The organism is Streptomyces zhihengii (assembly GCF_016919245.1).
Classification (GTDB): domain Bacteria; phylum Actinomycetota; class Actinomycetes; order Streptomycetales; family Streptomycetaceae; genus Streptomyces; species Streptomyces zhihengii.
Genome location: NZ_JAFEJA010000001.1, coordinates 1,107,793 through 1,121,357, shown reverse-complemented (window position 1 = coordinate 1,121,357; position 13,565 = coordinate 1,107,793). Strand labels below are relative to the sequence as shown.

Here is a 13,565-nt window from a genome sequence, read left to right as displayed (position 1 = left end):
CGTTCATTAGCGTTGCGGCAGCTTACCAGAAAGCGCTTTCTGGAAGCGTTTTCCCGAACGAGTGGTTTCCGGTGGAACTCGTGAGGAGTTGACCGTGAGTCAGAGCGCCGTCAAGGCAGCCCCCGTCAAAGTCGCCGGTGTGGACCGGCGAGCAGCGCCCTCGGCCGCCGAACGGGCGGGCCGGATCCTCGAACGGAGCTGGCGGCCCTTCGCGCTGCTGCTCGCCTGCTTCGCCGCCTGGTGGGCGGTCGCCGCCGCCGAGATCGTGGAGCCCTACCTCGTGCCCTCGCCCGGGGCCACCCTCGACGTGCTCACCTCCAAGGCCGACTACATCGCGCAGCACACCTGGGTGACCACCTACGAGACCCTGCTCGGCTTCGTCATCGCCGTCGCCGTGGGCGTCCTCGCTGCCGTCGTGATGGTGTACTCGGCCACCGTCGAGAAGACCCTCTACCCGATCCTCCTCTTCGCCCAGGTCGTCCCCAAGATCGCCATCGCGCCGCTGTTCGTCGTATGGCTCGGCTTCGGCATCACCCCGAAGATCCTCATCGCCGTGCTCATCGCCTTCTTCCCCGTCGTCATCTCCATGGTCACCGGACTCAAGGCCGTCGACCCCGAGATGCTCCAGCTCTCCGCCACCATGGGCGCGAGCCCCTGGCAGACCTTCGTCAAGATCCGGCTGCCCGCCTCGCTGCCGCACCTCTTCTCCGGGCTCAAGGTCGCCGTCACCCTCGCCGTGACCGGCGCCGTCGTCGGCGAGTTCGTCGGCGCCAACGAGGGACTCGGCTATGTGATCCTCCAGGCCAACGGCAACCTCGACACCCCCATGCTCTTCGCCGGGCTGCTCGTGATGTCCCTCATCGGCGTCGTCCTCTTCGTCCTCGTCGAGATCGCCGAGAAGCTCCTGCTGCCCTGGCACGCCAGCCGCCGCGACACCGGCGTCACCACCACCTACTGACCCGCGAGGCCACCACCCGTCACCCCGTCACATCACCGCTCACGAGAGGCATCCTCATGACCGCGCGACGCAGACGACTCCTCACCGGCCTCGTTCCCCTGCTCCTGGTCGCCACGGCCTGCGGCGAGGACGGCTCCGGCACGACCACGGACGCGTCGGGGAAGTCCCTGGACAAGGTGACGCTCACCCTCAACTGGTACCCGTACGGCGAACACGCCCCGTTCTACTACGGCAAGCAGCAGAAGATCTTCGAGAAGCACGGCATCGACCTCGACATCCGGGCGGGCCAGGGCTCCCAGAAGACCGTGCAGGCCACCGGCGCCGGCCAGACCGACTTCGGCTGGGCCGACACCCCCGCCGTCCTCTCCGGAGTCGACGCCGGCGTCCAGGTCAAGAGCCTCGGGGTGTTCCTCCAGACCACACCGTCGTCCGTGCAGTTCTTCGAGTCCCAGGGCATCGGCGGCCCCGCCGACCTCAAGGGCAGGACCATCGCGGGCACCGCGGGCGACGCGCTCTCCAAGACGTTCCCCATCTTCCTGAAGAAGAACAACCTGTCCGAATCCGACGTCACCGTGCAGAACACCGACCCCGCCGGCAAGATCGCCGCCGTCATCTCCGGCAAGACCGACGGGCTCCTCGGCTACGCCAGCGACCAGGGGCCCACCATGCAGGACAAGGCCAAGAAGCCCGTCGCCTACCTGCGCTTCTCGGAACACGGACTCAACTTCTACTCCAACGGCCTGATCGCCGGGAACAAGATCCTCAGCGGCAGGAAGGACCTCGCCCAGCGCATGGCACGCGCCGTGAGCGAGGCGTTCGCCGCCGCCGAGAAGGCACCCGAGCCCGCCGTCGCCTCCATGAAGGGCGCCAGCGAGCAACTGCCGCCCGAGAACGTGCTGTCGGAGCAGTTCGCCACCACCCTCACCCTGCTGCACACCGACGCCACCCGGGGGAAGGCGCCCGGCGTCAACACCGAGGCGGACTGGCAGCAGACCATCGACGTCTTCGCCGAGGCCGGGCTCGTCAAGAGTCCCAAGGCCGTCGCCGAGTACTGGGACAGCGCCACCGCGGCGAAGGGATGACGATGCCAGGCGACACCACCACCGTGCCCCGCCCGGCACCTCCCGGCGCCGGATCCGTCTCCCTCAGGGACGTCGCAGTCCGCTTCCGCGGCAAGCAGCGTGACGTGACCGCCCTCAGCGGAATCGATCTCGACGTCCGCGACGGGGAGTTCACCGCGATCGTCGGCCCGTCCGGCTGCGGCAAGTCCACCCTGCTCAAGCTGGTCGCCGGCCTCCTCGGGCCGTCGAGCGGCGAGGTCCTCCTCGGCGGCGAACGCGTCCGCGGCCCGCGGCACGACATCGGCTACGTCTTCCAGCGCGCGGCCCTCCTCGAATGGAGGTCCGCCCGGCGCAACATCCTCCTCCAGGCGGAGATGCGCCGGATGCCCGCGCAGGACGCCCGCCGGCGCGTCGACGAACTCATCGAGATGACCGGACTCACCGGATTCGAGGACGCGCTGCCCCACGAGCTGTCGGGCGGCATGCAACAGCGCGTCGCCCTGTGCCGGGCGCTGCTGCACAGGCCGCCCGTGCTGCTCATGGACGAGCCCTTCGGCGCGCTCGACGCGCTCACCCGGGAGCAGATGAACACCGAACTCAACCGGATCTGGCGGGAGACGGGCACCACGGTGCTGCTCGTCACCCACTCCATCTCCGAGGCGTGCTACCTCGCGGACCGCGTCGTGGTCATGAGCCCGCGGCCCGGCACGATCACCGAGACGATCGAGGTCGGGCTCCCCGCGGAACGCGACTACACCGCGACGATGGGGCGCCCCGAGTTCCGTGACGCGACGACGCGGATCCGGGAGCTGCTGGGGGCGGTGACGGCACCCCTGGAGTGACCTGGGGCGGTCGGCGGTGCGGGGACGTCGGGCCGGCGTCGCGCGGCGGCCGGGGGTCGCGACGGTCCGGCTTGACCCTCACGCCGCGTGAGGCCGGAGGGTGGACCGCATGAGCGACTACTACAACGCGTTCGAGATCAGTCCCGTGCCCGATCCCGGCCCGGACGCGGTGCCGCCGGAGCCGTTCCGCGGCATCTACGGGATGCCCGCCTTCGCCACGGTCCCCACCGGCGACCTCGCGGCCTCGGTGGACTTCTGGGTCCGCGGGCTCGGGTTCTTCGAGTTGTTCGCCATTCCCGGCACGCTGGTGCACCTGCGCCGGTGGGCCTTCCAGGACGTGCTCCTCGTCGCCGCGCCGAGCACGCCGGAGCAGGCACCCGCGATGAGCCTCAGCTTCGCCTGCGTGCTCGGCCAGATCGACGACCTGATCGAGTCCTGCCGCGCCGTGCGCCCCCAGTCGGTCGACGGCCCGCGGGACACTCCCTGGAACACCCGCGACGTGGAGGTGATCACCCCCGAGAACGCGCGGATCGTCTTCACGGCGGCGAAGCCGTTCGACCCGGCGAGCCAGGAGGCGCGGAACCTCGCGGCCATCGGCATCACCCCGCCCGGTGACGGACCCGGCGACAATGCGGACCATGCCTGATGCCACCGACCCCGACGGCCTGACCGTGGGCCGGGCCGCGAAGCTCCTCGGAGTGACGGTCCGCGCCCTGCACCACTGGGACGAGACAGGTCTGGCCCGCCCCTCGCTGCGCACGGCCGCCGGATACCGGCTCTACACCGCCGGTGATCTCGAGCGGCTGCACCGCGTCGTCGTCTACCGCGAGCTCGGCCTCGACCTGGAGCGGATCCGCGCCGTGCTGGACGACGCGACCGAGGACGTGCCCACGGCACTCCGCGCCCAGCGCGACCGGGTGACCGAGCGGATCGACCGCCTCCGGCAGCTCCGCACCGGACTGGACCGGATGATCGACGCCCACGAGCACGGCATGCTGCTGACCGCCGGGCAGCAGGCCGAGATCTTCGGTCCCCGGTGGGACCCGGAGGGGCCCGTCAAGGCCCGCCGGCTCTACGGCGACACGGCGCAATGGCAGCAGTACGCCGAACGGGCGGCCGCTCGCGGCCCGGAGGAATGGCAGGCCGTCGCCGACGCCGCGACCGCCTTCGACCGTGCGCTCGGTGAGGCGATGGACGCCGGGGTGGAGCCCGGCAGCCCGGAGGGGAACCGGCTGGCCGAGCGGCACCGGGAGGTGTTCTCCTCGTACTTCCCCCTCACCCGGGAGATGCAGGTCTGCCTCGGCCGGATGTACGAGGCGGATCCGGGGTTCGCCGCCCACTACGACGGGGTCCGGCCCGGCCTCGCCGCCTGGTTCCGCCACATCGTGGACGCGAGCGCGCGTGCACATGGGGTGGATCCGGATGAGGCGAGGTGGGGGTAGCCGGCCGCGTGGCCGGTGGTGGTTGCCGGCGTGGTGGCCGGTGGTGGTGGGCGCACCCCCGCTGCGCGCGGGTGTCCTCAAGCGCCGGCCGGGCTGATGGGGTTGGGGTTGCCGGTCCCGTGCGGGCCGGTGGGTGCGCACCCGCGCTGCGCGTGGGGTGCCCTGGTGCCGGGCGGGTTGTTCCGGCCTGCGGGCCGGTGGTCGTGGCGCACCCGCGCTGCGCGCGGGTGTCCTCAAGCGCCGGACGGGCTGGGGTTGCCCGGGGCGGGTCCGGTTGGTGTGGGTGCCGTTGGGGCGCTGCGGGGGTGGGTGCGGGCGAGGCTCGCCCGAGGTTGGCCCGTCCCTAACGCGACGACCGTTTTATCGCCCTCACCCACCCCCTCCGCGCCCCCGCCCACGGGAACCGGCCCGTCCGTCGTGGCGGAGGGGGCATTTCAGCCCCTCCGGCGCTTGACCACACCTGTGCGCAGCACGGTGCCACAACCCACGAACCCGGGCACCCTCAGCCCGTCCGGCGCTTGACCACACCGCGCGCAGCGCGGTGCCGCGACCACCGGCCCGCAGGCGGGTCGATCCCCCACCGAGGGCGGACCGGTCCGCGGGGCCCGGGACCCCCACCCCACGGGCCGGGCCCAGGCCGGGCAACCTCAGCCCGTCCGGCGCTTGAGGACACCCGCGCGCAGCGGGGGTGCGGGCACACGACGGCCCGCACGCCGCAGTCCGTGGGGGCGGGCAACCCCGGCGCAAACGATCACCCGCCCCCGGAGGGCTAGTACCAATGCCGTGTAGTTAGGGGTGCCGTGGGCGGTGTCAAGGGGCGGGCGTCAGGATGTGGACGCTGATCGTGGCCCTGTAGGTGGTGCGGTCGACGGTGCCTCTTGCGTTGTATCTCGAGATGGCCCGTTTCACGACGCGTGGACGGGTGCGGACACGGCGGTCGGGCATGAGGGCGGCCAGGATTCGGCGGCCTATGGTGCCGACGAGGTCGATCACGGCGCCACTGAACACGCCTGCGGCCTGGATGACCAGATCGCGGGCGGTGTTCAGGGCGATGGAGAAACTCGCCCGGTCGGGGTCGGTCCCGGGCCGGCTGGCGGTGGCGTCCGCCATCGCCAGCCGCAGGACCTGGTAGGTGACCAGCACTGCGAAGACTTCCTGGGCGACACCGGCGGGAGTGCGGGCACGAAGGACCCGACCGCCGAGGATCGTCGACTTGATCTCCAGATAGGTGGTCTCGATTTCCCACCGCTCGTGATACAGCCCGATCAGATCGCCGGCGGGGTGGGTGAAGGGGTCGGTCAGGGTTGTGACCAGCCGGTATGCGCCGGTGCGTCGTCCCTGTGATGTGCTGATGGTGATCTCGCAGCAGACAACACGGACCGGAACGGGTCCGATCCGGGAGAGCCAGGAGCCGTCGGGGAAGCGTCGCAGGACCGGCAGTCTGCGGTTCTCCTTCACCCGGACCAGGACGTGTGCGCTCCTCAAGGTGACTGCTTCGATCAGGGCCTGGACGGCGAAGTTCCGGTCCAGCAGGACGATCATGTCTTCCCGCAGGCTTCGGACCAGGCGTGGAGCGTAGGTGGTCTCACCGTCGGTGGCCGGACCGAATACCGCGTCCATGACGGTTCGGGTTCCGCAGGCGACCAGGATCAGAAGCCGCAGTGAGGGGTATCCCGCGCCGCCATTGTTGCAGCGGTGCCTGGTGAACTCGGCCTGGTTCGCGGGGCTGTCCGGCACTGCCATCAACGTGCCGTCGATGGCGCAGACGAGCAGTCCGTGCCACCGCGTTCCGGCGATCCCGAGTCCCGCGGCCGGTCCACGAAGCAAGTCGAACAGGTGACGCAACGGTCGGGTCCCGAGCCTCTTGCGGGCCTGGGCCAGCGCGCCGGCCGTGGGAGTCGCCGTCGGCAGTCCGTCCAGGCCGGCCGTCAGCCGCTGCCACACCTGCTGCCATCCGAGCCCCGGGAACAATGCCCCGCCCAGCAGCAGATACACCACCACGCGCGAGGGAAGGTCCCGTATCCGCTGCTGGGTTCTGCCGGTATCTGCCAACACCTCATCGACCATCTCGAACGGGACAATCCGTGTCAGCTCGCCGAGATGGCCGGGGGCAAACGCCCCTGCCGCAACCGCTACTTCACGAGAGATGACAGACTTGGCGGCCAACGGAGCTCCTGCTGAACAGTGATCTTGGTCGACACGGTTCTAGCAGGAGCTCCGTCACTTCATTAGTGTGCTTGACAAGCAGCCCAGAGCCCTAACTACACGGCATTGGGGCTAGTACCGCAGCCCCGCCAGGTAGGCGTAGCTGTTGCGGGCCGTCGCGAACGGGTCCGCGGGGGCGTCGTGTTCGACGAGCCACTGTTTGACGCCGCCCTGGCGGGCGGTGTCGAACATCGCGGCGAAGTCGAGGACGCCGGAGCCGACGTCCTCGAAGCCCCCGCCGGGCGCCATGTCCTTGACGTGGAGCGCCGGGAAGCGGCGGCGGTGGCGGACGAAGAGGTCCTGGGGGTCGCTGCCGCCCCCCTTCGCCGCCCAGTAGACGTCGAGTTCGAAGCCGACGAGCTCGGGGTCGGTCTCCTTCAGGAGGATGTCGTACAGCACCTCCCCGTCCACGGTCTTGTGGTCGTCCCCGTGGTTGTGGAACAGGAGCGGACCGAGCCCCGCGTTCCGTGCGGCCAGGCCAGCCTTGTTGAACTCGCGGGCCGCCTCCCGGAAGCCCGCCGGTGTGTGCAGGGCGCCGGGCAGGCTCGGGACGACGATCCAGCGGGCGCCGAGGGTGTGGAGGTCGTCGAGGGCCCGGGGCAGGCCGCTGCCCCGGACCGTGTCGTATCCGACGTGCTCCAGCACCGCCCGCAGCCGGGTCGCGTCGAGCATGGCGCGGATCGCGGCCGCGTCGTTGCCGTGGCGGCCGCTGACGCCGACCGTGGCGTAGCCGATGTCGGCGAGCTGTTCGAGCGTGCCGCGGAAGTCCGCGGCCAGCGGGGTGCGCATGGTGTAGAGGTGCATGCCGATCCCGGACGGCGGGATACGCCGCCGGCGGCGGCCGGCCGCACCGGCGGGCGCGGCGTGCGCCGCGCCCCCGGTGAACGGGAGCACCCCGGCGGCGAGCCCCAGCGCCCCGCCGAGTACCGCGCGTCTGCTGTGGTCCATGTGCGTCTCCTCAACCGACCGTGATGCGGACATGGCTGGTGGTGGTGTCGCCCCTGTCGTCGGTGACGGTCAGGTGCGCGGTGTAGGCGCCGGGCCGGGGCCAGGTGTGGGTGGCCGTGGGGCCCTCCGGGCCGGCGGGCCGGGTGTTGTCGCCGAAGTCCCAGTGGTAGGACGCGGCCGTGCGGCCTTCCGGCAGGGTGACGCGGGCGGTGAGCTGCACGGCCAGCGGCGCGGGGCCGGTGGCGGGCCGTGCCGTCACGGCGACCTCGGCGCCGGCGCGCTTCTCCACGCCGGGTCCGTTGAAGTGCAGCCAGTCGACGGCGAACAGGTCCTGCTTGCCGTCCGACCACTCGGGGTTGGTGAAGACCGCGTACAGCGGGAACGTCCCGCCCGGGTCGGTGAGCGCGGTGGTGGGGGAGACGAGGTCGCCCCAGCCGCCGGTGGGCGGTATCCGGACGCTGCCGAGGAGGGTTCCGGTCGGCGATCCGGCGCGGAACTCGACCGTGCCGCCGAGCCCTCCGGACGCGGCGCCGACGGTCACCGAGGAGATGCCCTTGAGGCTGACGGGGTCGAGGGCCATCCAGTCGCCGTGCTCGATCTCGGTGAGCCGTTTGCCGCCCGAGGCGTCGGCGCGGGAGGCGACGACGGTGCCGCCGCCCGCTCCGCCGGTGGAGGTGAGGTGCTCGGCCTCGCGGAAGGCGGTCCGCAGGGTGAGGGAGGAGGATCCGGTGAGCGCGGGGACGCCGGGTGCCGCCTTGTCCTCGTACTGGGCGGTGATGCCGTAGTAGAGGTTCTGGCCCGGTCCGTGGCTGTCACCGGCGTCGGTCACGATCTCGCCCGTGCAGCCGGTGTAGTTGTCGAGCGGGTGCAGATGGGAGTCGTGGCCGAGCTGCGACTGGACGACGACGCGGGAGCAGTCGATCCGGCCGTCCTCCTTGTCCTTGACCTTGACGGTGAAGGGGATGGTGTCGCCGAAGGCGAACATGCCCCCGTCCGGCGGCTGCTGGAGGGTCACGACGGGGCGGGTGTTGCCGACGGTGACGTCCTGGACGGCGAGCCCGGTCAGGCCGCCGGGGCCGGTGACGGTGAGCCGGGCGGTGAACCGGCCCTTCTCGCGGTAGACATGGGTGGGCGCCGCCTCGGTGGAGTCGGTGGTCCCGTCGCCGTCGAAGTCCCAGGCGTAGGTGACGGGCTTGCCGTCGGGCAGCCCGGAGCCCTCGGCGGAGAAGGCGACCGTCAGGGGCGCGCTGCCGCTGTCGGGGGTGGCCGTCGCCTTGGCGTCGGGCAGCCGCTCGTCGCCGACGTGGTCGATGCGGTAGATGCCGGCGCCCTCGTTGCTGCCGCCGCGGCCGGTGCCGCTGCCGAGGCCGAAGTCGATGACGTAGAGGGCTCCGTCGGGCCCGAAGTCGGCGTCGAAGGGCTGGTTCCACTCCATGTCGGCGAAGACCGTGTTGATGGAGTGCAGGTCACCGGCCTTCGCCGGGGCGAAGCGGGGGTCCCGGAAGGTCTGGTCCCGCTGCTGGAACGAGAAGGTCTTGAACCACTTGCGGGTCAGCTCGTAGGTGAGCCACTTGCCCTCGAAGGAGGCGGGGAACCTGCCCTGGTAGGTGTTGGCCGGGTCGTGGTCGTAGACGGGGCCGCCCATGGGGCCGCCTCCGCCGGTGCCCAGTTCGGGGAACTCGGCGGACGCCGAGTAGGCGTACCAGACCGTGGCCGGCTCGGCGGGCGGCAGTTCCCGCAGACCGGTGTTGTTGGGGGAGTCGTTGACGAGCCGGGCGCAGTCGAACTTCGGCCCCGGTGTCCTCGTCGCGAAGTCGTAGTCGTTGAACGGGGTGTTGGCGCCGACGCAGTAGGGCCAGCCGTGGTTGCCCGGGCGGGTGATGCGCAGGAACTCGACGGTGCCCTCGGGGCCCCGGTCGGCCTTCGCGGCACGGGCGTCGGGCCCGTAGTCGGCGACCATCACGGCGCCGCTGACCGGGTCCGCGGTGATCCGGAAGGGGTTGCGCAGGCCCATGGCGTAGATCTCGGGGCGGGTCTTCTCGGTGCCGGGGGCGAAGAGGTTGCCCTCGGGCACGGTGTAGGTGCCGTCGTCCTGCGGGGTGATGCGCAGGATCTTGCCGCGCAGGTCGTTCGTGTTGCCGGAGGTGCCCTGCGCGTCCCAGGCGCGGCGGCCCTCGCCCTCGTCGATGGGGGTGAAGCCGTCGGACGCGAACGGGTCGGTGTTGTCGCCGGTGGCGACGTAGAGGCTGCCGTCGCGGCCGAAGGCGAGCGATCCCGCCATGTGCGAGTTGGCGCGGCCCTCGCCGCGGAGGGTGGGCACGGTCAGCAGCCGCTTCTCGGAGGCGGGGTCGATGGTGTCGCCGCTGACGGTGAACCGGGAGAGGTTGAGCCGTTTCTCGGTCTTGTCGGAGTTCAGCAGGTACAGCCAGTTGTTCTCGGCGAACCGCGGGTCGAGCGCGAGCCCGAGCAGCCCGTCGGACTGGCTGGTCATCTCCGGGGTGTACGCGAAGTCGAGCGCCGTCGTGACCTTCAGCGTCCGCTGGTCGACGATCTTGACCTTGCCGGTGCGCTGGATGAAGAACACCCGCCGGTCGGGGGCCACGGCCAGCTCGAAGGGGTCGGCGAGGTCACCGGTGACGAGCGGGGTGCGCTGGAAGGCCCCGGTGCGGGTGGCGGTGCAGTCGCCGGGCTTGCTGCCCGCGGCCCACTGGATCCCGCCGAGCAGGTGCCGCAGGAAGTCCTCCTCCTGGAACGCGGAGGCCGCGTGGCCGCCCGCGGTGAACCAGGAGCGTCCGCCGTCGTAGTTCTGGCACCAGGACCACGGGTGGTCGACGCCCTCGTCCAGGCCGGTGACGCCGTCGCGCACCTTGATCTGGGCGAGGGTGTGGACCTTGCCGGTCGGGTTGGTGCGCCAGTTGTACCACTCCTCGGTGCGCTCCCAGAGTTCCGGAAGCCCTTCGGTGGAGGGGTGGGTGCGGTCGAGCACCTTGACGCGGCCGGTCTGGACGGCGGGGTGCTTGTCGAACATGGCCCCGACGAGCCCCTCGTACCAGTCCCAGTCGCGCTCGCTGGCGGACGCGGCGTGCAGTCCGACCCAGCCGCCGCCGGCGCGGATGTACCGCTGGAGCGCGGCGCGCTGGCTCTCGTCGAGCAGATCACCGCTCTCGGGCGTGGAGTTGGTGTTGTTGAAGACGATCGCCTGGAAGGGGGCGAGCCCGGTGTCGGTGAAGACGGACGCGTCGTCCGTGGCCTCGACCTCGAAGCCGTTCTCGGCGCCGAGCTTCTCGACGGCCTCGATGCCCGCGGGGATCGAGTCGTGGGTGAAGTTCGTGACCTTGGAGAAGACGAGGACGCGGTAGGGCGCCGCCTCGGCCGGCGGTGACAGGGTCACCCCGAGGCCGACGAGCAGGGCCAGCAGTGCGGTCAGGGCGGTGAGGGCGGAACGCGCGCTCCCGCGGGGACGATGGCGATGACGGCTCATGGCGCTCCCGGTGCTGTGGGCCGGCTACGGATTGTAGAAAGCGCTTTCTGAGTACCGGCACAGCGTAGGAGCGCCGTCCACGGGGGTCAATGGGTCGGAAGCGCTCTCTGTGGGAGGCGTGCTGACGGCCCGTCGGGCGCCGGGGCCGCGGGAGCGTCGCCGGGCCGTGTCGCGCGCGGTTGTCGGTGGCGCCATCTACCGTCGGCGCATGGTCACCGCCGACGACGTCCGCAGGATCGCGCTGTCCCTGCCCCGCGCCCAGGAGAAGCTCGCCTGGGGCATGCCCACCTTCCGGCTGGAGGCGCGCGGCCGGATCTTCGCCTCGCTCGACGACGAGGACCGGGTGCTGGGGGTCAAGTGCCCCAAGGAGGACCGGGCCGGGCTGATCGCCGCCGAGCCCGCCAAGTTCTTCCTCCGCGAGGGGCACGACGACCACTACGCGTGGCTGCGCGTCCGCCTCGCCGCGCTCGACGACGAGGCCGAACTCCGCGCCGTCCTGGAGGACTCCTGGCGCCAGGCCGCGTCGGCCCGCCTCCGTGACGCGCACCCGGAACTGGGACCGCGCCAGGGCCGGTGACCCGGCGCTCACGCGCGATCACGGACCGGGGGCGTGGGCGACGCCAAACGGTTCGTGACCACGGGTGGGAGTGCGGTATTGTTCTCATGCGCGTTCGGCCAGGGGGAAACCCCAGGTCACGGGCATCGGGACGTGGCGCAGCTTGGTAGCGCACTTGACTGGGGGTCAAGGGGTCGCAGGTTCAAATCCTGTCGTCCCGACTCGAAGGAGTCGCAGGTCGAAGGGCCGTTTCAGAGCAATCTGAAGCGGCCCTTCACTCGTTTCCGGGCACGGTTCCGGGTCCGTCGCGGAGCCCTGCCGGGGCCGCCGGTGCCCGGCCCGCCCCCGCCGCGACACGCGCCGCGCCGTGCCACGCACGGGATCGGGGCCCTGTCGAGTGTTGCGTGTACCTCACTGGCAGGTGCTGTTCAAGGAGAGCTTCCGGCGGCCAAGCTGATCGTCGTGCCCCGGGACGATGGCGGGCGCACAGCTGATCGAGTTGAAAAATGCCGTTGTGGGCCATAACAGCGAACGGAGAACGCTCGTGATCGTCGGAGTCCTCAAGGAAGCGCGGGCAGGTGAGAGTCGTGTCTCGGCAACGCCGGCCACGATCGAACAGATCCGCAAACTGGGATACGAGGTCGTCGTCGACCCGGGTGCCGGCGTCGCGGCCGGCTTCACCGACAGCGCCTACGAGACGGGCGGCGCGACCATCGGCGACGCGGCCGCCGCGGACGTGGTGCTGGGTGTCAACGCCCCGGCCGCGTCCCAGCTCGACCGGGTACGGCCGGAGGCGACCGTGATCGCCCTGTTCGCGCCGGCCTTCGACCCGGCGATGGTCGAGGAGCTGGGCCGCCGTCCGTTCACGGCACTGTCGATGGACGCCGTGCCGCGGATCAGCCGGGCGCAGTCGATGGACGTGCTGTCGTCCATGGCGAACATCGCCGGCTACCGGGCCGTCATCGAGGCCGCCCACGAGTTCGGGCGCTTCTTCACCGGCCAGGTGACGGCGGCGGGCAAGGTGCCCCCGGCGAAGGTGCTCGTCGCGGGCGCCGGTGTCGCCGGTCTCGCGGCGATCGGCGCGGCGGGCTCGCTCGGCGCGATCGTCCGGGCGACCGACCCCCGGCCCGAGGTGGCCGACCAGGTCCGCTCGCTGGGCGGCGAGTACCTGTCGATCGAGTCGCCCGAGGTCGAGGTCTCGAAGACCGGCTACGCCAAGGAGATGGGCGACGACTACAAGGCGCGCGAGGCCGAGCTCTACGCCGCGCAGTGCCGCGAGGCCGACATCGTCGTCACCACCGCGCTGATCCCGGGCCGCCCCGCGCCGACGCTGATCACCGCGGAGATGGTGGCGGGCATGAAGCCCGGCTCGGTGATCGTCGACATGGCGGCCGCGAACGGCGGCAACGTCGAGGGCACGGTGAAGGGCGAGCGGACCGTCACGGACAACGGTGTGACGATCATCGGCTACACCGACCTGGCGGGCCGGCTCCCGGCGCAGGCGTCCCAGCTCTACGGCACCAACCTGGTCAACCTGCTCAAGCTGATGACACCGGACAAGGACGCGCGGTTCGTCCTCGACTGGGACGACCCGGTGCAGCGCTCGATCACCGTGGTGCGCCGCGGCGAGTCGTCCTGGCCGCCCCCGCCGGTCCAGGTCTCGGCGGCCCCGGCGCCCGCCCCCGCGGCGGCCGCGGCACAGCCCGCGCCGAAGAAGGCGCCGATGACGGCCGGGCAGCGGTTCGGCGGTGTGGCCCTCGGCGCCCTCGCGCTGTTCCTCGCCGCCGCCTTCGCGCCGGCGGCGCTGCTGCCCCATGTGACGGTCTTCGTGCTCGCGATCGTGATCGGCTACTACGTGATCGGCCACGTCCACCACGCCCTGCACACGCCGCTGATGTCGGTGACGAACGCGATCTCCGGGATCATCGTCGTCGGCGCCGTCCTGCAGATCGGCCACACGAGCACGGCGGTCACGGTGCTGTCGACCGTGGCGATCCTTCTGGCCAGTATCAACGTCTTCGGCGGCTTCGCGGTGACGCGTCGCATGCTCGCCATGTTCAATCGGAGCTGAC

The 13,565-nt window shown here is 71.3% G+C and carries 10 protein-coding genes and 1 tRNA gene; 8 read left to right on the top strand and 3 right to left on the bottom strand.

Annotated features, from left to right (window positions below; genetic code table 11):
* Positions 1-94 precede the first annotated feature (94 nt).
* The 5 genes from JE024_RS04690 (at position 95) to JE024_RS04670 (ending at position 4,303) form a co-directional block, all read left to right on the top strand.
* The gene (locus JE024_RS04690; protein WP_205372357.1) at positions 95-958 is read left to right on the top strand and encodes an ABC transporter permease; all 864 of its coding nucleotides are present in this window, start codon (positions 95-97) and stop codon (positions 956-958) included.
* Between the two features lie 56 nt (positions 959-1,014).
* Entirely contained in the window at positions 1,015-2,040 is a 1,026-nt protein-coding gene (locus tag JE024_RS04685; protein WP_205372356.1) for an ABC transporter substrate-binding protein, read from the top strand.
* Positions 2,037-2,861: an ABC transporter ATP-binding protein gene (locus JE024_RS04680; protein ID WP_205372355.1), complete on the top strand. Its 825-nt coding sequence runs from the start codon at positions 2,037-2,039 to the stop codon at positions 2,859-2,861. The genes JE024_RS04685 and JE024_RS04680 overlap by 4 nt, the downstream gene beginning before the upstream one ends.
* 109 nt (positions 2,862-2,970) lie before the next feature.
* Entirely contained in the window at positions 2,971-3,507 is a 537-nt protein-coding gene (locus tag JE024_RS04675; RefSeq protein WP_205372354.1) for a VOC family protein, read from the top strand.
* Complete coding sequence (locus tag JE024_RS04670) at positions 3,500-4,303, top strand: MerR family transcriptional regulator (protein WP_205372353.1); 804 nt, start codon at positions 3,500-3,502, stop codon at positions 4,301-4,303. The genes JE024_RS04675 and JE024_RS04670 overlap by 8 nt, the downstream gene beginning before the upstream one ends.
* An 810-nt stretch (positions 4,304-5,113) precedes the next feature.
* Here JE024_RS04670 and JE024_RS04665 read toward each other — a convergent pair.
* From JE024_RS04665 to JE024_RS04655, 3 genes are all read right to left on the bottom strand, one after another.
* Complete coding sequence (locus JE024_RS04665; RefSeq protein ID WP_280521544.1) at positions 5,114-6,469, bottom strand: IS4 family transposase; 1,356 nt, start codon at positions 6,467-6,469, stop codon at positions 5,114-5,116.
* Positions 6,470-6,580: 111 nt separating this feature from the next.
* Positions 6,581-7,456 (bottom strand): sugar phosphate isomerase/epimerase family protein, encoded by an 876-nt coding sequence (locus JE024_RS04660; protein ID WP_205372352.1) that lies wholly within the window; start codon positions 7,454-7,456, stop codon positions 6,581-6,583.
* A gap of 10 nt (positions 7,457-7,466) precedes the next feature.
* The gene (locus tag JE024_RS04655; RefSeq protein WP_205372351.1) at positions 7,467-10,937 is read right to left on the bottom strand and encodes a ThuA domain-containing protein; all 3,471 of its coding nucleotides are present in this window, start codon (positions 10,935-10,937) and stop codon (positions 7,467-7,469) included.
* 208 nt (positions 10,938-11,145) lie between these two features.
* Here JE024_RS04655 and JE024_RS04650 point away from each other — a divergent pair, with 208 nt between their 5' ends.
* From JE024_RS04650 to JE024_RS04640, 3 genes are all read left to right on the top strand, one after another.
* Positions 11,146-11,514 (top strand): MmcQ/YjbR family DNA-binding protein, encoded by a 369-nt coding sequence (locus tag JE024_RS04650; RefSeq protein WP_205372350.1) that lies wholly within the window; start codon positions 11,146-11,148, stop codon positions 11,512-11,514.
* A gap of 126 nt (positions 11,515-11,640) precedes the next feature.
* Positions 11,641-11,714, top strand: a tRNA-Pro gene (locus tag JE024_RS04645).
* A gap of 323 nt (positions 11,715-12,037) precedes the next feature.
* On the top strand, positions 12,038-13,564 hold the full coding sequence (locus JE024_RS04640) for a Re/Si-specific NAD(P)(+) transhydrogenase subunit alpha (protein ID WP_205372349.1): 1,527 nt from the start codon (positions 12,038-12,040) through the stop codon (positions 13,562-13,564).
* Position 13,565 lies beyond the last annotated feature (1 nt).

Bases quoted from the DNA above. Each gene is read 5' to 3' on its own strand.
- JE024_RS04660 (WP_205372352.1), bottom strand. From the start codon at position 7,456: ATGGACCACAGCAGACGCGCGGTACTCGGCGGGGCGCTGGGGCTCGCC.
- JE024_RS04650 (WP_205372350.1), top strand. From the start codon at position 11,146: ATGGTCACCGCCGACGACGTCCGCAGGATCGCGCTGTCCCTGCCCCGC.
- JE024_RS04670 (WP_205372353.1), top strand. From the start codon at position 3,500: ATGCCTGATGCCACCGACCCCGACGGCCTGACCGTGGGCCGGGCCGCG.
- JE024_RS04655 (WP_205372351.1), bottom strand. From the start codon at position 10,937: ATGAGCCGTCATCGCCATCGTCCCCGCGGGAGCGCGCGTTCCGCCCTC.
- JE024_RS04675 (WP_205372354.1), top strand. From the start codon at position 2,971: ATGAGCGACTACTACAACGCGTTCGAGATCAGTCCCGTGCCCGATCCC.
- JE024_RS04685 (WP_205372356.1), top strand. From the start codon at position 1,015: ATGACCGCGCGACGCAGACGACTCCTCACCGGCCTCGTTCCCCTGCTC.
- JE024_RS04680 (WP_205372355.1), top strand. From the start codon at position 2,037: ATGACGATGCCAGGCGACACCACCACCGTGCCCCGCCCGGCACCTCCC.